We start from the raw sequence: 21,806 nt of genomic DNA on the forward strand, positions 1-21,806 counted from the left end.
TCGCCGCTTTATTTCAAATCTACACAAGTCGTTAATAAAAAAAATTGAAAGGTTGATTTCATTGGAAGAAAATACTTTTGGACAGAATCTTAGGAATTTAAGATCACAAAAAAAACTTAGCTTACACACATTGGGTAAAGAGTTAGACGTGACAGGAAGTGCAATATCTGCGTGGGAGCTTGGAAAAAAAGAGCCCAACTTCGATATGCTAAAAAAGATCGCAAGCTATTTTATGGTTAGTACCGACTATTTGTTAAATCACCAAGTTTTAGGTAATGAGGAACAAGAAATAGAATCTGTTGTACAATTGGCTCATAAATTGTATGAAAAAAGCAAGGATATTCAAGTATTCGAAGAGGAACTACTTTCTTATATTAGTTATTTAGATTTCAAAAATAAATCCAAACATGTAGAATTAAAAAACATTGAAAATAAGAATGAAGAATAAGATTCCAAAAACAATGCATAACACAATTAAGTTCCATATGTTGCTTTGGAATAAAGAATCGCATCTTTTTTAGAAACGTTACAACTTCCTTCAAAACTTCGCGTCTTTTTTTAAACATCGTGACTTTATTTTAAATCTACATCTGATTTGAAATAAAATTCGACTAAAAGTATTTGGTGAACTGTATTTTATGATATATAAAATTTAGAAGTAGTAAAAAAATGAATGAGAGTAATTTTTTGATTATGCAAAGAGCCTATATGAAAAACATATAAAAGCCCTCTTTATAATATCAAAGAGGGCTTACTATCATTATACTTCTATTAATCCATATGCTTTTGCTTGCGATAATAAATCTTCATACTCTTTATTACTCTTACCATGTAATTCTAATTCTTTTAACATGTTTTCTAGTGCCTCAAATAACTTTGCTGACGGAACTCTAAAATCAAATGGATCGTTTGTATTCATGTACTTTACCAGCTTTAGCACCTCTTTTTTTCATCATTTAATTTTTTATTTAATTCTTGTTCAACAAGCTCTACTGCTTTTGTTTTATTTATAGTATTCTTTGGGTCTTCATCACAAAAATACTTTTATCAGAACAGTTAATAAATGAATCCAATTTTATGATTTTGAAAATAAAGGTCTTATGTTTTATCCCTAAAACCGTTATATACATATTAGAAATGAATTTATTTTACTAATAATGAATATTCACCATTTTTATCATCAAATTTATACACATTCAAATAATATTTCCCTGGTTTCGCTGTGTATTTTCCCTTTATAGCATTTCCTTCATCTTCACCACAAGCTACGTAATTTTGCATATCTGATTCATGATAAAGTACCCATGTCATCCCAATATTTTGTTCATTTATCACAGAAATATCTACTTCTTTCGGAACTGTAACATCAAACGTATAAACATCTGTCTGATCAGGAGTAATCAAATTTCCTTTTACAAGCTTATTAAATGGGAGTACCTTCTCCTCTTCAAGGGATCCACCTGTTTGCGGATCTTGTTTTACAGTAACTTTTGTTTGTTCTTTACTTTCTTTTCCTTTACTATCTTTCACTGTTAGTTCCACAGTATATGTTCCTTTTTCTCCATATCTATGGGTAGGATTCGCTTCTGTACTTGTTGTACCATCTCCAAAATTCCATAGATAAGAAATAATTTTTCCGTTTTCACTTTCTGTACCATCGCTATGGAATTGAATTTCTTCATTTACTATCCCGCTGTATGGTCCATTCATATTTACTATAGTAGTTGTTTTTTCTTTTTCCTCTGTCGCAACACCATGGAAAACAATATCATATTCAAACTGATTGGCTGCATTCACACGATAGTTAACAAAATAGGCTGTAACTGTTTTATAGCCGCTCCACCCTTTTTGGGGTAACTGCTCCAAAGTTTGATTTACTTGTTTACTCATCGTTTTCCAATCTTCAGACTCACCTTTTGATGTACCACCTGTGTACGTGCCTTCCACGGTAAATGTGTTAAAGAATTGCGACTCATGTTTTGTAATTTTTGCATCTTTTATATTTGCTACATCTACAATTTCTTTCTTCAATTCAGCTACTGGCTTTGGTGCGTGTTGTATTAAATAATCATTTGTTACTTGCCGTACATTGTATTTATCCTGATTATCAATCAACTTCTGCATATACGTTTGATATTCTGTATTCAACTGTGCATCTTTACTTAATGATTCACGATACGCGTCATAATTTTTCACATCGTTTGCACGGATTAAATCCTGAATCTTATCAAAGGTTTCAAATTGATGATTATATAAATAAGACTGTAATGCAAAGGAATAATTATAAAAATCCCATGATCCATATTTTGCGAACAAAGTTTGCTTTGCTGTATAACGGCTTGCTGGATTAGATGATAAGCCACTTATAATACTTTTACGTGGCACAACATTATTTGTACGTGTAGATCCTGCAAAAAATTCTGCATTCCCTTCTTGGAACCAAGTTAATCGTTCATTTTGATACAGTTCTCCGCTCCCAAATAAACCAGGAACCTCGTACCTTCCTTGTAAATAATGTGTGAATTCGTGACGGAATAACTCTTCTAGACTATAAATACTCTGCTTTGGCGTACGCTCATATGTAAAGAAAGTCCCCTTCTCGTCAATATAAATCCCACCGTTGTTCGTTTCATATCCATATAACTGTCTATTTAATTGATAATCATCCGGATTATTATAAATTACAATTGTCAGTACATCATCTGCGTTACCTGGTTCTAGTGCTTTATCATTTCCAATTAAAAGGTTATATTGTGCTTTTACTTCTTTGGCTGCCCAATATAACCTTTTAATTTTTTTTTCTGTTACTTTATCACCTGTCTTAAAGACAATAGATCCATCATCAAATGTATATGTTTTAGGTAAGTATTGTTGTTTCCCTTCTTCACGGATTTTTTGTAAATCTATTGCATTTCCACTATAATCTTTTCCACCATAGTTTGTTTTAATTTGCTCTACCGCTACAAAATAAGGTCCACTTAGACGAGGATACATGTTCATCGCTTGTGTAATAACTTCCAACCCTTTGTTTGGATTACTATGAAATTTCCCTAAACGTCCTGCATAATAAATCCCATTATTAATTAGCCAACTATTTTCAGTTGTTATATTCCGTATGAGAGCAATTCTACTAACCTCATTTATAAAGTTATCAATCTTTCTATACCACATTGTTGCATTAGGCTTTTTATTCGTCTCCTGCAAATAAGACTGTATATCATAATCAATACCTTTTACGATTTCATATACAGCTTGTCCTTTCGCATAATCATTTGCATACGTAGAAAGGTTATCGTTATACTGTTTTAAAATATTTGCCGCATACTGTACTGTTTCAACATCACTAGAAGCATTACTAATTAATTTTCCATACGCAACTACTACTCTATCTTGCTCAGCTGTACCTAATGTAAAGTTTGGATTTTTTGCAATTGCTTTTAATGCTGGTAAACATTTATCATGGAAGCTTCTCTCTTTTAAGTAACTTAATTCATTATTATAATATCCCACATAAAACGCAGAACGTAATATCTCAACAAATGTCTCAATTCCCTTTGAGTCCTCTTTCGTAAAAGCTCTTCCTCGTTGTCCTAATTCATTAATGATAACGTTCATGCGTTCTTTATTTTGATAGAAAGCTTTCGTATCTTGATTAAATTGGAATAAATCAGTAATTTGATTCCAAGAAATTCTTGATAGCGTATCAATGAATTCGCTATCAGGTATTTTATTCAGTTCTGCCAGAGTGTAGTTTTACTTTACTTGACTTTCATCACGTTTCATAACTAGAGTAGGTCGTTGTGAAAAATCGCCTACTTTTAAACGCTTTTCAAAAGTCAATGTTTCATCCGCTTTTGTAGCATGTGCAATTTCATCTTTTAAAGTTTCAGCCCCAATTGGTTTCATCTGTAACATATTATAGGGTGCTTTTTCTTCTGCTGATACTTGCGTTTGAATACTTCCAAATGATAATGCCATCGTACTAATACCAATCATCATTTGAGTAAATTTTAAATTCTTGTTCATTACATTTCCTCCATTTATATATTCCACCCAAAAATATAACATTTTATCTTAATAAAGTATTATAAAATGTATTATTTCATATTATATTACACGAATTTATATATAAATAAATATCAAATAAGATACTATAGAAGATTCCTTCCTCAATTTGTGTGAAGGTGTGATAGCGCCAGAAAATAGGTGGGAGATAAATGTCGGAAAAAGGTGAAAATGATTCATTTATTTTTGTTGATTGAAAATAAACGTTATTATAAAATGTTTATGTATAACCAAACAAAATAAATTAATGTTTGTTTTTAAAAGCAATAAGGAATGTTAATAGCAATTAAAGCATAGAACCAGCACGAAAAAGATGCCTTCATAAGTGACAAACTAAAAAAATTGAAAACGAAGCATTATTAGCCCTTGAAGAAGAGTTACAACCATATGAGGAACAAGATTATAACCAAAAATAGTCTTAATTAGGAGGGAGAAATTATGGAACAAAGAAAGTATCCAGTAACACCTCAAGATCGAATGAATTATATACTAGGTCTTTATTCTGCAAATCAACAAATTAATGCCGTTCTTTATTTTCCTATAGGTATATCAAAGGAAATGCTTGAACAATCAGTAAGGATAACGTTACAATTACAGCCAGTTTTGAACAGCCGTTTTGTAGAAAGTGATATTCCTTACTGGGAGGAACATTCATCTAGTACTAAATCAATGACTTGTTTTTTTGCAGAAGGAAACGATCAAGAACTTGAAATGATGGCAATAGATTTTATTAAGGAACCTGGAGATTATATTCATGGGCCAATGGTTCAAACAAAATTATTACAAGGCACTACAACAAATATGTTAGTTGTTAAATTATCACATCTTTGTTCAGATGGTGCAGGAGTCAAGGAATATCTCAGTTTACTTGGAGCAATATATACTCAACTTTCCCAGGGGCATTCTAAGGATCAAATTATAAAGGAATTTGGCACGGGGAATGGGAGTTTTCGCGATCAATCACCTGTTTTCAACTATGCTGGAATATCAGACGTAAAAAGTGCGTATCGTCCTAGCCAAGAACAACAAGCATCGTTATGGTCTTTTCCATGTCAACCGAACGAAAATGCATACCCCAAAATGTCCGTACGGCGGTTGAGCCATGAGCAAACTCTACGTCTAACCCAATGGACAAAAGCACAACAGGCCACCTTGAATGATGTCATTATGGCTGCATACTTCCGATCTTTATCACATTTCACTGTGTATGCGGAACCTCGCACTGCAGAAAAAATGATTGGTTTAACAATTGATTTACGCCGATATCTTCCCAATCATACAACTGGTGCAATTTGCAATTTATCCGGTATGGAAATGCCAGTGATTAAAATGGAAGATAATGAATCATTTAATCAGACTCTAGTTCGAGTCAAACAATCAATGGATAAAATAAAATCTCAAAATCCAGGTCTCTCTTCAGCCGCAGGAATGGAGTTACTGGCAGGTCTAAAGCTATCTGAGGTGAAAGAAATGTATAAAAAGCAATACGAACAGGCTTTACAAATGGGGATGGCGTTGCCGTTACTTACAAATTTAGGGGTGATAGCAGATGAACCTATTAAGTTTGGTAAAGTTCTAGCCGATGACGGGTATATGACATCACCTATTATGTATGCCCCATTCTTTACAATGGGGGCAAGCTCTTATAATGGAAGACTTACATTTACGATTGGTTATCATACGCCTGATACATCAAAAGAAAAAGTAGAGCAATTTTTAGAAAATGTGGTCAATCAACTATCATACTTGTAATAGGAGTATCACCCCACACCCAACAGGTTAAGTTTATATAAGTTTAATTTTACGTGAGGCATTTCTTTTTTCTAAGGTTCCAGTGTAATCTCATTATAGATTTGCATACCAAATAAACCCTATCAGGTTTCAATTTTTAGATTACGCTACATGATTGTAGGACATGGAAAAGTTGTATTCAAAGTCTAAGATATCAAAGGCTGTTTTCTATGGTGTTTGCGTCCACCTTTCTGTAAGGGATTGTATAGACGAAACTAACCAATCTTTTTTTCAAAATGGAGTCTTTTGGCTTGTTGCTAAACCAAAGTAGGAGAAATAATTCTGATCAAACTGTAATTCAAACTTACAGAGATAGATATCGCTGTAAGTTTGAATTACACTCATCTTGCATCAATAGATTCATACAAAAATACCATCCTTTCTGTATATTTCTACAAAAAGAATAGCATTTTTTGTTTATGTGGATACAAATTTATCTTAGCTGGATAGAGATGGTTCTGTACCTCTATTATTTGATGTGTACAATATAAAAAGACCCACTTCTTCATTTCTAGTTTCTCCTTAATCTAACATACATATAGGATAGAGAAAAAACTAATTAAATAAAAAGTGGGGTGAAGATTAAATTTGTGAACTTTCTTTTTTTGGCAATCTCACTTCAAATATTGTTCTTGTTACATTACTTTCAACAGAAATCGTCCCATTATGCTGTTCGACGATGTTTTTGCAATAAATAAAGCAAGACCTGTACCGCCCTGTTGCTCCGTTCTTGCTTTATCACATGTATAAAGCATATCAAAAAGATAAGGTAAATCTTCTTCTGGAATACTATCTCCGTAATTAATAATTTATACGATAACCTGCCCATGATCAATGTACCCGTTCATATCAACAAATTGTCCGTTATTTCCGTATCGAACCGCATTTGTTAAAAGATTTTCAAATACTCGAGTCAACAAATTCCCGTCACCGTTAATATATAAGTGAGAATCAACATTCAATCTAGCTTCTAAATGATGCTTCTCCAATAGTGGATACAATTCCTCATCTAGCTGGACAAGCAATTCACTTATATTAATTGTTTTTTTATCTAACTTTAGCATGCCATAATTCATTCGAGTAATTTCAAATAACTCATCAATTAAACTTTCAAGTCGCTGCGATTTCGTAAATGCAATCGTAGAAAAACGTTTTACCTGTTCCCTCGTTAAATTCTCCTCTTTAAGAATTAAATCTAAATACCCTAAAACAGATGTTAATGGCGTTCTTAAATCATGTGCTAAGTTAACAACGAGCTGATCTTTACTACTTTCTGCAAAATATCACCAAACTCATCATTTGATGAAATATGTACCTTTTTTGTAAAATTACCATTAGCGAGATGATCAATCCCGTTTGAAATTTCATCAAAATACTTTAGGTATGGTTTTGTTAAAAAGAAAAAAATAAAAAGACCTCATCTTTGATAAGTATCTTTGAATGAGGTCTTTCTATTATAAAAAATGGTTAACTTCTACTGCCTTAAAAGTGTTGTACATTCATTGACTTTAAACAATTAGATCAAGTTAGTTCTGTTACATGAACCTCACATTTAAACCTTTTTAACAAATTCAGATTTTAATTTCATAGCTCCAAAACCATCAATTTTACAATCAATATCATGGTCTCCATCAACTAAACGGATACTCTTCACTTTTGTACCGATTTTTACCACTGATGAAGTTCCTTTTACTTTAAGATCTTTGATTACTGTTACAGAATCACCATCGTTTAAGATATTTCCATTCGCATCTTTAATTACCTTTGTATCTTCACTATTTTCAGTTTCTGATTCTAAAGTCCACTCATGGGCACATTCTGGGCAAACAAAAAAATTTCCATCTTCGTAAGTGTACTCTGAATTACATTTTGGACAATTAGGTAAATTAGACATATTTTATATTCCTCCACTTGTTATTATTCATTCTTTATATAGCCTTTTAAAAATTTCTTTTTATAATTTCATAAGAATAGCAATTTTAAAGTTAAAATTTATGAAGCTGCCCTTATATATGTTTTAAGAACCTATTTTTATCGCATATCTTTCAATTTCTTAATAATCATGTTCGGAGTTGCCCATTCATCACGGTCAAAGTCAGAAATAGACACTTCAATGTTTAAACGTTCTTGAAATTCTACTAATAAAGATACTGTAGCAAAAGAATCTAGAATTCCTTCTTCAAATAATTGCACATCTAGGTTCTCTTTTACGATATCATTTTCACATACTTCTTCTAGCACATTTAATACTTGATTTTTAAATTCAGACATTATTTATTCTCCTCTATATCCATGATTTATAATAAAATTCTTCATAGTCTTCTATTTTTTAGCACATCATTTAAAAGAATCTGCACCATCATTATTACTTAATTATTCCTAGTCTTTGTATAATAGTTATTAAGATATAACAGATAGTTTTTCCCCGGAACATATGTGATTACTGTGCATTAATTTTTTTAATAATCTAATACATTTGCTTTGTTCTTTATTGTATTCATTCCCTGAGATTGCTGAGCAAGCTCCGTACATTCATGAAAAGCGAAGTGCTTACATCCTATACATTTTTTCGTATTCAAATGTCTTAAAGCACAGTTGATCGCTTCCCCTGTATGATCAAAAAAGTTTTCTTCCCCAATCTCAGCGTATAATCCATTCTTATCTAGAGTTGTTTTTAGCTCTGATTGAATTCCTGAAACAAGAAGTACGCCACCTTGCCTTTTAAAATGCTGAACAATATTTCTAAAATAGGATTCTCCTGTTGTATCAATAAAAGGAACTTTTCCCATACGTAAAATTAAAACTTCGGGTTTATAATGAATGGTCGCTAGAATGTTTTGTTCGAATGTTTGAGCAGCCCCAAAGAATAATGGCCCTTCTATTGTGTAAATACTTATTTGTGGACAATCGTGAGCTTTATTTACCACATGTGGTAACAATTTTTCGTTCTTTCTTGTGTGATCTGGAAGCACTTTAGATATAACAAGCATGTTGCTCATACGTTTTGTAAATAAAATAACAGCTAAAATAAGTCCGATTTCCACAGCTGTTGTCAAACTTGTAAATACAGTCAGCAGGAATGTTACAAGTAATACAAGGGAATCCCCTGTCTTCATTTTAAGTATGTGAATAAAATGTTTTTGTTCGCTCATATTCCAAGCTACCACCATTAAAATAGGGGCCATACTAGCAAGCGGAATATGTGAAGCATATGGAGCTAACAGTAGAAGCGTGAATAACACAAATCCTCCATGAATAACACCCGACATCGGAGATACAGCTCCACTCTTAATATTGGTTGCTGTGCGGGCAATTGCTCCAGTTGCCGGAATACCTCCAAATAATGGTGTAACAATATTAGCAATTCCCTGACCAATAAGCTCTTTGTTACTGTTGTGTTTACTATTTGTCATACCGTCTGCCACGACAGCGGATAAAAGAGATTCAATACCACCCAACATGGCAATAACAAACGCAGGGCCAATTAACTGTTTTATACGCTCTACCGTGATTTCTGGTATATCAAACTGCGGAAGTGTATTGGGAATCGTGCCATATGCTGTACCTATAGTAGGTACATGACCTGAGAAAAATACAGTTGCAATTATAGTTGAAATCACAACACCTACTAATGAACCTGGTACTTTTGGCAAAATCTTTGGTGTTATGAGTATGACAAGAAAACAAATCAAAGCAGTTATAACACTGTAAAAATTGGTAATACTGATATGAGTAAAGATTTCCTGCAAATTTGCTATAAATTCCTCATGCTTTTTTATACCTGTTAGCCCTAAAAAACTAGCAATTTGTCCCGTAAAGATAATGACAGCAATTCCTGACGTAAAGCCAATTGTTACAGGACGTGGAATAAACTTAATTAAAGACCCTAGTTTAAAAATTCCCATAAGACATAAAATAATTCCAGCTAATAAACCAGCAAGTAGTAAATCTTCATATCCATAGGTAATGACAATTCCTAAAAGAATTGGAACAAAGGCACCTGTAGGTCCTCCAATTTGATACTTTGAACCACCAAATAGCGAAATGAGTATCCCGGCAATACATGTTGTATAAATTCCATACTCCGGTTTAACACCAGAGGCTATTGCAAAAGACATAGCAAGTGGAATCGCAACAACTCCAACAATCATTCCTGAAAGAAGATCCTTTTGAAAATGACCCAATGAATATCCTTCAAACCTTCCCGTAAATAACCCTCTCATTACAAACCCTTCTTTTCTATTTTTAATAAATCTGGATTACAAATGCATTTCTCGTTCCCTTGTACAGGAGATTTTCATTTTCACAAAAGAAAACACCATCCTAATATTTACTATACGTTTTGCTTAAATGACGCTCTAATTCACCTATATCTCCACCTTGTTGTAAGTAGGATTCCAATCTTTCCGCTAGAAGTTCCCCAGCTCGACTATCTAGCTTCTTCGTATCTATAAACGATGTAATCCTTACATTATCTGGAGTTATATCCCTACGAAACATCTTTCCTGGAATTTCAATCCAAAAACGATTCCATTCATCCAATAATCCTATTTGATCCAATAAAAAACCTTGAATTCCACATAACCAAGCTGTACAAGCTGTATTTCTTTTTTGACACCCAACTCCATCTTGTAAATGCTGGCATGAAAAACAACAAGAATTCCCACTGTTAATACAAATATTACAAACATGATGAGCTCCTATTGAGCGAAATATCTCAATCCCATGTTGGATGATATCTTCCTTCTTAACTTCAATGCTCAACCTACCCCTCCTTAACTATCGTTTCGCCTTCTGTTTCATCTAGCTCTTCTAGCATTGAAATCGTATCGATTAAATGATTGTTAAAAATTTTCCGTGCAACTACCAATAAATTCATAATCATAGGATCCCGAAGAGAATATAAAACTCGTTTTCCATCTTTGGTGCCAACAACAATATTTTTAGCACGTAGCACACTTAACTGTTGAGAAACAGCTGAACCTTCCTTATTAAGAATGCTTTGAATTTCATTTACACTTTTTTCACCTTCTGACAAAACTTCTAAAATACCTATTCGTAAAGGATGCGATAAGGCTTTAAAAAAATCAGCTTTAAATTGTTGCATTTCGGTTCCCATTAAAACACCTCTAGTATTTATTTTTAACTAAAACTCCAAAAGTATCATATACATCTTCAAATGTTTGAATATGTATATGATACTTCTAGAACTTACAATTTTCAATACAAATTTTGAAACGTTAAAAGAGAACCAGAAACAAAAAAAGAGCTGTTGTCACTATAGGACAACAGCTCCCTTATATTTATTGCTTTCGGACAGCTTCAAAAGTAACAATTTGACCTGCATTCGATGGCTGATTTTTGTAAACATAATTAGCAGAGCATTTGACACTCCCACGGCTAAAGCCGCAAGTCCTACACCTTACGGTGTAACGGATGGGATTCTTGAATGACTAACCGTTCGCAGTTCATTTCTGTTTTGAACAGCCTTCAAGATAAGGGTGTGCCATCACCCCTCCTAAGACAGACCATATAGGTTCTTAGGCTGATTGACTATTACCATCAATCACAGTTGCGTAGCGAATGTTCATCGCCCCAACGATATCACGATGCTTCTCAAATCCACATTGGCACTTATATTTTCTATCTTGTGCTTTGTTCTTTTCAGAACACTTCGGACATGTTTGACTTGTATAAGAAGGATTCACATATTCAGTCTTTATACCAACTAATGTCGCTTTGTACTCGATGAATTGCGCTAGACGAAAGAATGACCAAGTGTGTAGATTTTTTTCGTTTTTACGGCTTGTTCGTGCCGTCTGTCTAATGTTCGTTAGTTGCTCTAATCGAATGACAGAGATATTATTATTCGTTGCGAAATCAACGATTTCACGACTCACTTTGTGGTCTTGGTCTTGCATCCATCTTTGTTCTTTATCATCAAGTTGCCGAAGGGCATTCAATTTCTTAGCTTCTCCTAACTTCTTGCGAATACTACGAAACTTACGTTTCATATATTTGTTTTGTCTACCATTTCCGAAGAAACGAACCTTATCATCGTCTGTGATGGCCACCGCAGGAGCTTTGAGACCTAAGTCCACTCCTAAAATCTTTGTTCCCATTTTTTCGTTTGTAGGGATTGTGACAGATATTTGAGCGATCCATTTAGCAGATTTCTTTGTGATACGAAGTGTACCTAACTTGTGTTTCAACAATTCAAAATTGCGATTGTATTTGTCGGTTAATAAAGCACGAATCTTTAACCGAGTTGACCTTCCATTTACCATAAAGGGTATTAAAATGTGCGTGAAGTCAAATGAATAGTTTTGGTTATTCCACACGCAAACAGGTCTTTTTAGAATCGGAACAATTTTGTATTTACTCTTTTTCACTTTTGTAGAAAATACACTTTTCGCATCTTTAATCGCTTGATTTTTAACCGCACTTGGAAGGTTGGCTTCAATATCCTTTGTGCTTTTCTTCGTGCTTTTCTTCGCTTCAACCATTTCAGATACCAGTGTATTAATGAGTTTAATATAATCTGAACTACTTTGTTCCAATAGCCTAATTTGTTCTTTTGTCGGAAGCAATTTAACTTTGACCGTGATGGTTTGTGTCACAAGTTTCACCCCCTCGTTTTTTGACTTTCAACATAATGTTGTATTGTTTCACTTGATACATTCCCAGCAGTAGAAATAAAATAGGAACGTGTCCACAGACTTGGCAAATGCGTGAGATGAGAAAACTCTTCTCTTAAACGCTTCGACGTCACTCCTTTAATTTTCGCCATAATATCAGCAGGGCTAAGTGTTGGTAGTGCATTTAAGAACAAGTGAACATGGTCTTTGTCACATTCCATTGCAATAATAACAATATCTAGTTCGTTACATAGCTCTTGTACCAACGCTTTGAAACGTTCTTCTACTTTTGCGTTAAGAAAAATCTTTCTTCTGTATCGTGGGCAAAACACAAAATGGTAGTTAATCAATGAAACGGTTGTTTTGGTTTTTCTATAATCATTTATCATGCTTACAATGTATCAGTTCGATTGCAAAACTGCAACACGAAAGGTAAAAAAATAAAGGATACCCACACTTTTGATACCTAAAGTGCCACAAACCTTGCGGTTATTTAGTAGCACTCCGTATCCAACCTCACTTTCATCCCATGCCTAAAGGCAATGGGCTTTCTTGTTCGGGAAGGGCTGTAATTCTTCTTTCTTTATAAAAGGGAATTCCATACTTGTTTATACTCTCCATTAGGGTACGTCTTCAATAAACTTTCTCATATGTCCTTATTAACATAGCGCTCTAGGTACTTACTGTTTTTCCCTACACTGAATGAAAAATTGGTTTCTATGCCAATTTTCCATTCAAGCATTGTTAATAGCATTTCTCTTACACTATTTAAGTGTTCATAAGCGTAAAGTATTTCTTCTCTCCATAACCCTTTAGCTACATTAGTCGAAATCCACCAAAATTCATTTCAACAATCAGCCAAAAAGACAGCGGATGGTTTTTCAATCCAATATCCTTCATCTGTTGGCTCATCTAGTGTAGGCATTTTTTCATCTTTATCTAACAAAATAATTGTTAATCCATCTTCAGAACAATACTCATTTTTTTCCTCAATAGTAATAAGCATTAAATCAATTCTATTCCATCCTCAAATAACATTAAACAAAGTATCATACCAGAAATTAAATACCGCTTATGGAACCTTCTTAACGTACGGAAAAACTAAGTTTTTTTAATAAAAAATTCCTTATCGTACGAAATTCGTGTTTTGTTGGCGGGACCCTATCGCTATCAAGCCAACAAAGAGACTAATAATATCAAGGAAAGGCTTTCTTTTCAATAGGGTACATTCTATCAATAAGAGAAATATGTAATTATGCATATCCTTTTTCATTATTTCAATAGTATTAAAACTTGATATATAATTAAAAGGTTTTTTAATGGATTGATGAGGAGATGCGAGTATGAAGAAAGTCATAGGACTTATAGTATCATTATTTTCTACCTATGCACCAACGTTTACAGAAGCAGCCGAAGTTTTAAATAAAGTAGGCTGGGTGAGGGAAAAAAGAGAGCCTGCTCTTAATGAGTGAACCTTTTTTTATAACGTTTCTTTTTAGAAAACCTTTTACATATGCGTTATAGATCATATTCACAATGTCAGTCCTTGATACGTCTGTAAAAACTTATCAAAAGGTGTACTTTTTGATACACAGCATATAACTTTTTAATTAATTAAACATATTCCCCTTTTTCGGGGGGATGAGCAAAAACACCTGGTTTAAAAAATTTCACAACAGAACCAGATAACGTGATAAAGTATTAGTTACTGTGCATGTAATTATAAAAAATAGCCTTCCCAAATGATGTTTGTAATAGTTTATACGATTTTAGGAAATTAATAGCATTTTATATCGCTATTATTAACCTAATTTCCAAGAAATAGAGGTGATTGTAGGTGACTAAACCTTTTAAAAAAAATAGTCGTTATATGGTTGGATTGGACAGTCTAAGGGGGCTAGCTATATTAGGTGTTATTTTATATCATATTAACTTTAATTGGATGCCTGGAGGATTTTTAGGGGTTACTGTATTTTTTGTACTCTCAGGTTATTTAATTACAGATATTCTAGCGATGGAGTGGAAGAGAAATAAGAGAATTGATTTGAAGAAATTCTGGCTTAGTAGGGCAAGGAGATTGCTTCCCGGAATGGTTGTTATGCTCGTTATAACGTTTGCATGGATTACAATTTTTCATAGCTCTTTACTTGAAAAAATGTGTGGAGATTCATTAGCGGCGTTATTTTATGTTAGTAACTGGTGGTATATTTATCATAAATTATCGTACTTTGATAATTTTAACCAGCTTTCTCCATTGAATCATTTTTGGTCGTTAGCAGTTGAGGAACAATTCTATGCGGTCTGGCCACTTATCATTAGTTTAGGATTTTACTACATAAAAAAACAATCCCGTATGATTTTATTGATTTGTCTGGGAGCTGCTGCTTCAGCTTTAACGATGGCAATTTTGTATGAACCTGGAGCTGATCCGAGCAGAATTTATTATGGCACAGATACCAGGGCCTTTTCTTTACTTATTGGAGCGGCACTTGCCTTACTTTGGCCAAGCAATAGGCTTGCAAATAAAATTATTCCAAAGGCGCGTCTCATTCTTGATGTAGTGGGAGGAACCGCTCTTATTATTATTTTGGTTATGTTTTGGAAGACTAATCAATATGATCCGTTTCTATACAATGGAGGAATGGTTCTCTTATCAATTGCAACAGCATTGTTAGTGGCAAATCTTGCTCATCCAGCTAGCCGTATCGCTCAATTTTTACGATTTAGACCTTTACGTTGGCTAGGGGTAAGGTCGTATGGCATATACCTTTGGCATTATCCAATTCTTACATTGACGACTCCAAAAGTAAATGCTGGAGATTTTTCACTAATAAGAGCAATTCTTCAATTTCTTCTGATTATAATGATTGCGCAAATTTCATGGAAGTATATTGAAAAACCAATCCGACAAGGTACGCTCGGAAACATTCAGTTTAAGAATTTAAGACTTCAAAATGTCGCTTTAGGTGTCAAGTTAGCTTTAATTTGTACAGTATTCGTTTCGTCGATAGCCGTCTTTGGGTTATCAAAAGTTAGTAAGGCTAAGGAGAATCCTAAACTAGATAGGGTGAAAGCAGAACAAACACAACCGGCGCAACATCCAGTTGCAGTTCGGGAAGATCCAACTCAAGAGGCGCCCCAAAATCAAGAAGAATCAAAAGAAGTAAATTCTGAGCAAACTAAAAGTTCTCTCACCGTTACAGCGATAGGCGATTCCGTTATGATTGATATTACTCCGTATTTAAAAAATGCTTTTCCTGATATTAGGATTGATGCACAAATTGGTCGCCAGCTGTCAAAAGCGATTCCTGTAGTTGAACAGTTAAAGAATGAAGGGAATTTAGGAAACTATGTCATTATTGGATTAGGTACAAATGGAGCCTTTACTACGGAGCAACTTGTATCATTAATAAATTTAATTGGGAATGAACGTAAAATAATATTTATTAATACGAGGGTACCACGTCCGTGGGAATCAATCGTGAATGAGAGATTGAAAGTGACAACATCTAAATATCCTAATATAACTCTAGTTGATTGGTATGCAGCAAGTGCTGGAAAGAGAGACTACTTTGCACCTGATGGTGTGCATTTAACCAAAGTAGGTGCAGAAGCATATGCAGCACTTGTAGCCAAAGCGGTGAATGGTTCTGGTGCAAAAAAATGATAAATAAAAAAGAATCAAGGATTCCTAACGGAATCACCTGTTAAGCAGTTAATCCAAACAGCTGGTTGATAAAAATATTCTGATTTTGGACAGACTGGTCCTACAAATCAATTTGTTCTTTTTTGAGCATATGCATGGCTTCAACACCACTCAATATAGAAGCTGATGTTTTGTATGATTTAAATCCCAACATAGAGCGTATACGTTTTTTAATAAGGGTTTCTAGATACATTAAATACTAATAGGGATAGCATCTCATCGCTATCAAATTGAGATAAATTTGTATATACATAATAAGAACAACGCTATTCTTTCTGTAGAATCATAGGAAAGGATAGCGTTTTTTATGTCTACTTCTGTGTCTGACGAATTACAACTATTTGCTCAAGGGATTCAAAGTTTTTTATCTCCAAATACCTTACGGGATCTTGCTAGAGATGTTGGTTTTGTACAAAGAACCAGTAAGTACCAAGCAAAAGATTTAGCCGCTTTATGTATATGGGTGAGTCAAAATGTCGCTATGACTTCTTTAGCTCAGTTATTTAGCTGTTTAGAAGCATCAACAGCAGTACTCATCAGTCCTGAGGGACTGAATCAACGATAAAAAAGATTGATAAAAATAAGCTATTTTACCCCATGCAAATACAGGATTTTGCAAAAAAGTTTTCATTTTTTTACAAATAAAGAGTTTAACCCAAAATGATTGGTTCGATTAACTATCTTTCTTTAAATAATGGTTGGGTCTTTTCTAAAAATGATTTAGTACCTTCTCTGAAGTCCTCTGTGGACGCTATCAAACCAAAATAATCTGCTCCAAGACGTGCGGACTCTTCTAAAGTTAAATTACCTCCCCGATGAATTGCCTCCCAAGTCATTTTTACTGCAATAGGAGCCTGAGATAGAATTTCTTGGATAAGCGCTTCTGTCTCTGATAATAATTTATCAGGCTCAACAGTCCTATTAACCAGTCCTATTCTATAAGCTTCGTCTGCACTTATCGCGCTTCCAGTGAGCAACAGTTCTGTAGCACGCCCCTTACCTATAAGTCTTGGTAATCTCGTAGTCCCCCCAAATCCGGCAACAGCTCCAATACGGACTTCAGGATGTCCTAATCTAGCATGATTAGCGCAAATACGGATCGTACAGGATTCAGCTAACTCAAGTCCACCCCCTAGTGCAAATCCGTTGATGGCAGCAACAACCACTTTTCCTAATGACTCGATTTTATGAGTAACCATAACAGCCAACTGAGCTAAATCCCGTACTTCTAGTGGAGTGGCTTTATTGAGAAACTGAATGTCAGCACCTGCGGAAAATGCCTTTTCTCCGGCACCGATAATTATCAATGCTTTTACACTTGAATTAGTTTTAACCCTGTCCAAGACGGAAGAAAGTTGCTCAAGAACATCTCGGTTTAACGCATTTAGTGCTTCCGGTCTGTTTAATGTAATTCTTGCAATACCATTTTCCTCAGTGTAGAGGACGACACTTTTGTTTAACATTTTAATCCCTCCAATAGTTTAGTGTGCCGACACAAAAGGCTACTAATTTCTATCGCTTCTTTTTATAACATTAAGAGAGGATTTTTTACTGAGATGTCATCACCGACTGATTGCTCGTTCATAAGTGAGATTATATTTAGAATATACTGCACAACTCAAAAAAAGTTTTTTATTCATCAATTTAATCCCGTAGAATGTCCTTGTGGCGAAACACCTTGCATTTTTAACCACGACTAATATTCAGACACAGAACCTATCCCGCAGCCCTCCTTAAACCGCTTTTCAATATAAAATGTTCTTCTTTGGACATAAAAATCCTCTTTAGGAAAAAATACTTAAGGGGATAAAACTTCGTAAATTTCTTTTAAAATGTCGCGCCTTTCTTCTAAACATCACATCTTTTTTAAGGGTACAGACTCATACCCATCAAGTTAAAATTCATCTAACTTTTTATTCCACATAGTTTTTTAATATGATTATCTAATTAGATTAATAATTTGATAATCATATTAAAAAACTAACCTCCCTTTAAATTAGAAAGAAACCCCAAATGATAAATTTCATTTTTCCGTCATCCTTATTAGCCGACATAATTCAAAAATGCTATACATCTCCTGTATAGCACTGTTGATCTTATATGCTACAAAAACATAGCCGTTACTAAACTTATGACTGAACAAATGCACAACAGCGACCCGATATAGGGGTACCGCCACATCACCATCAAGTTAAAATTTTATAATACCCCAAAAACGAAAAATTGGATTCCTTTATAGCAATGAAGTTCATTTTTATCGTTTTTGGGGCAACCTGTTCTGTTAAGTTGATGGGCATGCGTTAGTTGCATAAGTAAGAGGTTTGAAAAAATAGCCTGTATATATTTGAACGATGAATAACTTACCTATTTTCCTGTGTTTGTTTGCACCATATACAGAAAATTTGGAAAAACGTAACATATTATTTATCTGTTTGTTTTTGCTTCTTTTTCAAATACTCCGCACGCAATTTTTCAAGTTGCTGCTTTTTATCAAATTTGGCAGGCGTCTGTTTTTCATGAAACTTTGTCACAGCTACCTGACCTTTGTAATCCAATTGATATTTCCCCACTTTGTTCACCTACTTTTCTTGTCTTTAAAGAGAATCTATTCAACAAATATAATATACCTTATTTTACTGAAGTAAACCTTATTACTTTATTAGTTGCAAAGTCTTTTTACTACTTGTTTAAAAAAATCTACATCCCCAATATTTTTCTCCAAAAAATCACCCCTTGTTGTTAATTTTTCTACTTATATCTATCTTAATCCAAATATTACTTTATTAAACTAACCTACCCCGTTAGTTTAAGTAGGAAACTTCACAATCTCAATAGAGTAAACCCTATTGATACAAGGATTTCTACCTTAACGTTGTAAATCCGCAAAATCCTGATGCTACCCCATCGCCATCAAGTTAAAAAACTAATTATCCCCCAAAACGCAAAACACGAGCTGAATTCACATAAATAACTGTAGAGAGATAAAAATTTCGTTATGGGGGTACTTTAAAATCTTAACTTGATGGGCATGGGGTGTATACGATATTGAAACTTTTTTAGAACGACAGAAATCCATTGTAATACGTTTAAAAACTATACAAAAGGAAATTAAGCAACTTAAGCACGAAATTAAGCATGTATTAGAAAAAGAAAAACATATATATGAATTTATTTAGCTGAAAGCGGTGCGAAACGGCTTGCTGAAAAAGATATTCGCGGTGTGGGCATTGATGCATTAGGTGTTGAACGTGCCCAAGAAGGTCACCCAACCCATAAAACACTATTTGCACACGATATTATTGTAATCGAAGGATTAACATTTAAAGAAGTAGAAACGGGTACATACTTTATAGTTGTAGCCCCATTAAAACTAATGGGTACAGATGCATCACCAGCGCGTGTGTTATTATTCCAATAAAATGAAACTTCCATCAGTGGGAGTCTTACCGCCTGCGAATTGCGGGATAAAAAATGGACCAAGAATTTAATCTTGGTCCATTTTTTTATTTTATATCCATTTTGTATGGAATGTACCTTCTTTATCCACTCGTTTATACGTATGTGCTCCAAAATAATCGCGCTGCGCTTGTAACAAGTTTGCAGGTAGTGTTGCAGTACGATAGCTGTCATAATAAGAAATTGCTGCTGAAAATGCAGGCACCGGAATGCCCTGTTGTACAGCCACTGAGATAATTTGACGTAATCCGCCTTGATATGACTCTACAATTTCTTTAAAGTATGGATCAAGTAAAAGGTTCGGTAGGTCAGTGTTTGTCTCATAAGCCTCTTTAATGTTCTGTAAAAAGGCTGCACGAATAATACATCCGCCTCTCCAAAGCATAGAAATGCTGCCAAAATCAAGGTTCCAATCATGTTCCTCAGAAGCTGCCTTCAATTGCGTGAATCCTTGTGCATAAGAACAAATTTTACTCATATATAACGCTTGGCGCACTGCTTCAATTAATTCGGCTTTTTCAACTCCAATTGCCGCTTTATCTTTAGGTCCAGATAAAACTTTGCTTGCGTTCACACGCTCTTCTTTTAAAGCAGAAATGCAACGTGCAAATACAGATTCTGTGATAATAGGGAGAGATATACCTAAATCAAGTGCGCTTTGGCTTGTCCATTTCCCTGTACCCTTTTGTCCCGCAGTATCAAGAATAACATCCACTAATGGCTTACCAGTTTCTTCATCTTTCTTCGTGAAGATGTCTGCTGTAATCTCGATTAGATAGCTGTTCAGTTCTCCCTTATTCCATTCAGCAAATATTTCATGAAACTCTTCTGCAGTCAAATCAAGTGTTTGTTTCAAGAAGAAATATGCTTCACAAATTAATTGCATATCTCCATATTCAATACCGTTGTGAACCATCTTTACATAGTGGCCTGCCCCATTAGGTCCGATGTAAGAACAGCAAGGATCCTCATTCACTTTTGCAGAGATATTTTCAAGCATATCCTTCACTTTTTCATATGCATCTTTCTGTCCGCCCGGCATAATAGACGGTCCCTTCAATGCACCCTCTTCTCCGCCTGACACACCTGCACCGATGAAATCGATTCCTTCTTCAGCAAGACGCTTGTTTCGGCGCATTGTATCGACAAAGTGTGTATTACCGCCGTCAATTAAAATATCACCTTTATCGAGGTGAGGAAGCAGAGAATCAATCGCCTTATCTGTAATTTCCCCTGCATTAACCATTAATAAAATCTTTCTAGGTGATTCAAGTGAGTTAACAAACTCTTCAACCATATGAGTACCAACTAAGTTTTTACCACGGTTCTCCTCAATGATTTCATTTACTTTTTCCTTTGAAATATCATATAGGGCAACAGAATACCCTTTGCTCTCAAAGTTAAGTGCGAGGCTTTTTCCCATAACGCCCACACCAACAACTCCAATTTGTAACTTTGCCATATTTCATCGTTCCTTTCTATGCATGTTACTCTATATTATAGTATATATACCTAAAGTAACACTTTAATCAAATAATCCATCTTATTCATTTCAAAATGCGTGCAAAAGATCATAGGGACACGGCACATCATCATCAAGTTAAAAAATAAAGAGAAGCTTCCGTATCCCACTTATGATCTTACTCTACAAACACAATACCTAATTCATTATATCCACCTGCATATAGCGCTGTTTGAGCAAGGCGAAGCTCACCTTTTGTATCAAGTGCTTCTAACTTACAAAATGCCCCTGTCGTCTTGGACTGCAGCGCGCCATAAAACTCCTCTGTACTTTTAGGAATCACGCCGTTTATTTTCGTAATAACCCCTCCGGGCTTCAGATTCAATTCTGCACCAACTGTATTCGGGATCGTGCCTAAAACACTACTAATCCATCATCGCGCGCTGCAAAATACGCTGGACGCGTTTCATCAGCAATTCGTTCTCTCATTGGCATACGGTACGGACATTGACCCGCCGCATCTATAAAAAATAGAATTTTTGTATATTTTTTACTTTTCCAAACCAGAAATACTCTATTTAAATTGTTTTTTAACGATATACATTTTAAATTCATCCCAGTAAAGTGTACTTAATTGGGACGCTAGACTATTTGCCAATTTTCCTAAAGAAAGAGTACCCCATATGAC

At 34.4% G+C, this 21,806-nt stretch carries 15 protein-coding genes and 8 pseudogenes; 6 read left to right on the plus strand and 17 right to left on the minus strand.

Annotated elements, in window-relative coordinates; all coding sequences use genetic code 11:
• Positions 1-61: 61 nt before the first annotated feature.
• Positions 62-448: a helix-turn-helix domain-containing protein gene (locus ACTFQM_RS26190; RefSeq protein WP_440036874.1), complete on the plus strand. Its 387-nt coding sequence runs from the start codon at positions 62-64 to the stop codon at positions 446-448.
• 312 nt (positions 449-760) lie between these two features.
• On the opposite strand, the gene ACTFQM_RS26195 is transcribed toward ACTFQM_RS26190, so the two are convergent.
• Positions 761-919, minus strand: coding sequence for a hypothetical protein (locus tag ACTFQM_RS26195; RefSeq protein ID WP_440036877.1), 159 nt, complete (start codon positions 917-919; stop codon positions 761-763).
• A gap of 224 nt (positions 920-1,143) precedes the next feature.
• Positions 1,144-4,026, minus strand: a pseudogene (gene colA, locus ACTFQM_RS26200) (collagenase ColA).
• A 477-nt stretch (positions 4,027-4,503) separates the two neighbouring features.
• On the opposite strand from colA, the gene ACTFQM_RS26205 reads away from it, so the two are divergent.
• Positions 4,504-5,817: a condensation domain-containing protein gene (locus ACTFQM_RS26205; RefSeq protein WP_440036879.1), complete on the plus strand. Its 1,314-nt coding sequence runs from the start codon at positions 4,504-4,506 to the stop codon at positions 5,815-5,817.
• A gap of 621 nt (positions 5,818-6,438) precedes the next feature.
• Here ACTFQM_RS26205 and ACTFQM_RS26210 read toward each other — a convergent pair.
• From ACTFQM_RS26210 to ACTFQM_RS26255, 10 genes and pseudogenes are all read right to left on the minus strand, one after another.
• A pseudogene (locus ACTFQM_RS26210) lies at positions 6,439-7,270 on the minus strand (HAMP domain-containing sensor histidine kinase); the annotation flags it as partial.
• A gap of 138 nt (positions 7,271-7,408) precedes the next feature.
• Positions 7,409-7,750 carry a zinc ribbon domain-containing protein YjdM gene (locus ACTFQM_RS26215; RefSeq protein ID WP_025149717.1) on the minus strand — a complete coding sequence of 114 codons (342 nt, stop codon included), beginning with the start codon at positions 7,748-7,750 and terminating at the stop codon, positions 7,409-7,411.
• Between the two features lie 137 nt (positions 7,751-7,887).
• Entirely contained in the window at positions 7,888-8,127 is a 240-nt protein-coding gene (gene dltC / locus ACTFQM_RS26220; RefSeq protein WP_002175210.1) for a D-alanine--poly(phosphoribitol) ligase subunit DltC, read from the minus strand.
• Between the two features lie 188 nt (positions 8,128-8,315).
• The gene (locus tag ACTFQM_RS26225; protein ID WP_440036881.1) at positions 8,316-10,079 is read right to left on the minus strand and encodes a SulP family inorganic anion transporter; all 1,764 of its coding nucleotides are present in this window, start codon (positions 10,077-10,079) and stop codon (positions 8,316-8,318) included.
• Positions 10,080-10,179: 100 nt separating this feature from the next.
• Positions 10,180-10,620 carry a hypothetical protein gene (locus tag ACTFQM_RS26230; protein WP_025149719.1) on the minus strand — a complete coding sequence of 147 codons (441 nt, stop codon included), beginning with the start codon at positions 10,618-10,620 and terminating at the stop codon, positions 10,180-10,182.
• 1 nt (position 10,621) lies between these two features.
• Complete coding sequence (locus ACTFQM_RS26235; protein ID WP_002175213.1) at positions 10,622-10,975, minus strand: ArsR/SmtB family transcription factor; 354 nt, start codon at positions 10,973-10,975, stop codon at positions 10,622-10,624.
• Between the two features lie 184 nt (positions 10,976-11,159).
• A pseudogene (locus ACTFQM_RS26240) lies at positions 11,160-11,264 on the minus strand (class I SAM-dependent methyltransferase); the annotation flags it as partial.
• 132 nt (positions 11,265-11,396) lie between these two features.
• The gene (locus ACTFQM_RS26245; RefSeq protein ID WP_427350521.1) at positions 11,397-12,476 is read right to left on the minus strand and encodes an RNA-guided endonuclease TnpB family protein; all 1,080 of its coding nucleotides are present in this window, start codon (positions 12,474-12,476) and stop codon (positions 11,397-11,399) included.
• Between the two features lie 5 nt (positions 12,477-12,481).
• Positions 12,482-12,883 carry an IS200/IS605 family transposase gene (gene tnpA / locus ACTFQM_RS26250; RefSeq protein ID WP_025149721.1) on the minus strand — a complete coding sequence of 134 codons (402 nt, stop codon included), beginning with the start codon at positions 12,881-12,883 and terminating at the stop codon, positions 12,482-12,484.
• Positions 12,884-13,143: 260 nt separating this feature from the next.
• Positions 13,144-13,535 (minus strand): annotated as a pseudogene (locus ACTFQM_RS26255) (aminoglycoside 6-adenylyltransferase); the annotation flags it as partial.
• A 302-nt stretch (positions 13,536-13,837) separates the two neighbouring features.
• Between ACTFQM_RS26255 and ACTFQM_RS26260 the strand changes: the two are divergent.
• Together ACTFQM_RS26260 and ACTFQM_RS26265 are read left to right on the plus strand one after the other, a co-directional pair.
• Positions 13,838-13,966, plus strand: a complete 129-nt coding sequence (locus ACTFQM_RS26260; RefSeq protein WP_269431836.1) for a hypothetical protein — start codon at positions 13,838-13,840, stop codon at positions 13,964-13,966.
• A 365-nt stretch (positions 13,967-14,331) separates the two neighbouring features.
• Complete coding sequence (locus ACTFQM_RS26265) at positions 14,332-16,161, plus strand: acyltransferase family protein (RefSeq protein ID WP_440036884.1); 1,830 nt, start codon at positions 14,332-14,334, stop codon at positions 16,159-16,161.
• A gap of 100 nt (positions 16,162-16,261) precedes the next feature.
• On the opposite strand, the pseudogene ACTFQM_RS26270 reads toward ACTFQM_RS26265, so the two are convergent.
• Positions 16,262-16,375, minus strand: a pseudogene (locus tag ACTFQM_RS26270) (IS6 family transposase); the annotation flags it as partial.
• Between the two features lie 132 nt (positions 16,376-16,507).
• Between ACTFQM_RS26270 and ACTFQM_RS26275 the strand changes: the two are divergent.
• Positions 16,508-16,762 (plus strand): annotated as a pseudogene (locus ACTFQM_RS26275) (IS4 family transposase); the annotation flags it as partial.
• 115 nt (positions 16,763-16,877) lie between these two features.
• Here ACTFQM_RS26275 and ACTFQM_RS26280 read toward each other — a convergent pair.
• Together ACTFQM_RS26280 and ACTFQM_RS26285 are read right to left on the minus strand one after the other, a co-directional pair.
• Positions 16,878-17,663 (minus strand): enoyl-CoA hydratase/isomerase family protein, encoded by a 786-nt coding sequence (locus tag ACTFQM_RS26280; protein ID WP_440036886.1) that lies wholly within the window; start codon positions 17,661-17,663, stop codon positions 16,878-16,880.
• A gap of 957 nt (positions 17,664-18,620) precedes the next feature.
• Positions 18,621-18,770, minus strand: a complete 150-nt coding sequence (locus ACTFQM_RS26285; RefSeq protein ID WP_002174157.1) for a hypothetical protein — start codon at positions 18,768-18,770, stop codon at positions 18,621-18,623.
• 596 nt (positions 18,771-19,366) lie between these two features.
• Here ACTFQM_RS26285 and ACTFQM_RS26290 point away from each other — a divergent pair.
• Positions 19,367-19,618: pseudogene (locus tag ACTFQM_RS26290) on the plus strand (cyclase family protein); the annotation flags it as partial.
• Between the two features lie 90 nt (positions 19,619-19,708).
• On the opposite strand, the gene gndA reads toward ACTFQM_RS26290, so the two are convergent.
• Both gndA and ACTFQM_RS26300 read right to left on the minus strand, forming a co-directional pair.
• Positions 19,709-21,118 carry an NADP-dependent phosphogluconate dehydrogenase gene (gndA, locus tag ACTFQM_RS26295; RefSeq protein WP_440036888.1) on the minus strand — a complete coding sequence of 470 codons (1,410 nt, stop codon included), beginning with the start codon at positions 21,116-21,118 and terminating at the stop codon, positions 19,709-19,711.
• A 178-nt stretch (positions 21,119-21,296) separates the two neighbouring features.
• Positions 21,297-21,607, minus strand: a pseudogene (locus ACTFQM_RS26300) (PDZ domain-containing protein); the annotation flags it as partial.
• Positions 21,608-21,806 lie beyond the last annotated feature (199 nt).

This window comes from Bacillus cereus group sp. MYBK30-2 (assembly GCF_051915945.1).
GTDB lineage: Bacteria > Bacillota > Bacilli > Bacillales > Bacillaceae_G > Bacillus_A > Bacillus_A paramycoides.

What these genes read in the sequence shown, in the direction of transcription:
- ACTFQM_RS26195 (WP_440036877.1), bottom strand. Translation starts at nt 919, where the DNA reads ATGAATACAAACGATCCATTTGATTTTAGAGTTCCGTCAGCAAAGTTA.
- ACTFQM_RS26205 (WP_440036879.1), top strand. Translation starts at nt 4,504, where the DNA reads ATGGAACAAAGAAAGTATCCAGTAACACCTCAAGATCGAATGAATTAT.
- ACTFQM_RS26215 (WP_025149717.1), bottom strand. Translation starts at nt 7,750, where the DNA reads ATGTCTAATTTACCTAATTGTCCAAAATGTAATTCAGAGTACACTTAC.
- dltC (WP_002175210.1), bottom strand. Translation starts at nt 8,127, where the DNA reads ATGTCTGAATTTAAAAATCAAGTATTAAATGTGCTAGAAGAAGTATGT.
- ACTFQM_RS26225 (WP_440036881.1), bottom strand. Translation starts at nt 10,079, where the DNA reads ATGAGAGGGTTATTTACGGGAAGGTTTGAAGGATATTCATTGGGTCAT.
- ACTFQM_RS26235 (WP_002175213.1), bottom strand. Translation starts at nt 10,975, where the DNA reads ATGGGAACCGAAATGCAACAATTTAAAGCTGATTTTTTTAAAGCCTTA.
- tnpA (WP_025149721.1), bottom strand. Translation starts at nt 12,883, where the DNA reads ATGATAAATGATTATAGAAAAACCAAAACAACCGTTTCATTGATTAAC.
- ACTFQM_RS26260 (WP_269431836.1), top strand. Translation starts at nt 13,838, where the DNA reads ATGAAGAAAGTCATAGGACTTATAGTATCATTATTTTCTACCTATGCA.
- ACTFQM_RS26280 (WP_440036886.1), bottom strand. Translation starts at nt 17,663, where the DNA reads ATGTTAAACAAAAGTGTCGTCCTCTACACTGAGGAAAATGGTATTGCA.
- gndA (WP_440036888.1), bottom strand. Translation starts at nt 21,118, where the DNA reads ATGGCAAAGTTACAAATTGGAGTTGTTGGTGTGGGCGTTATGGGAAAA.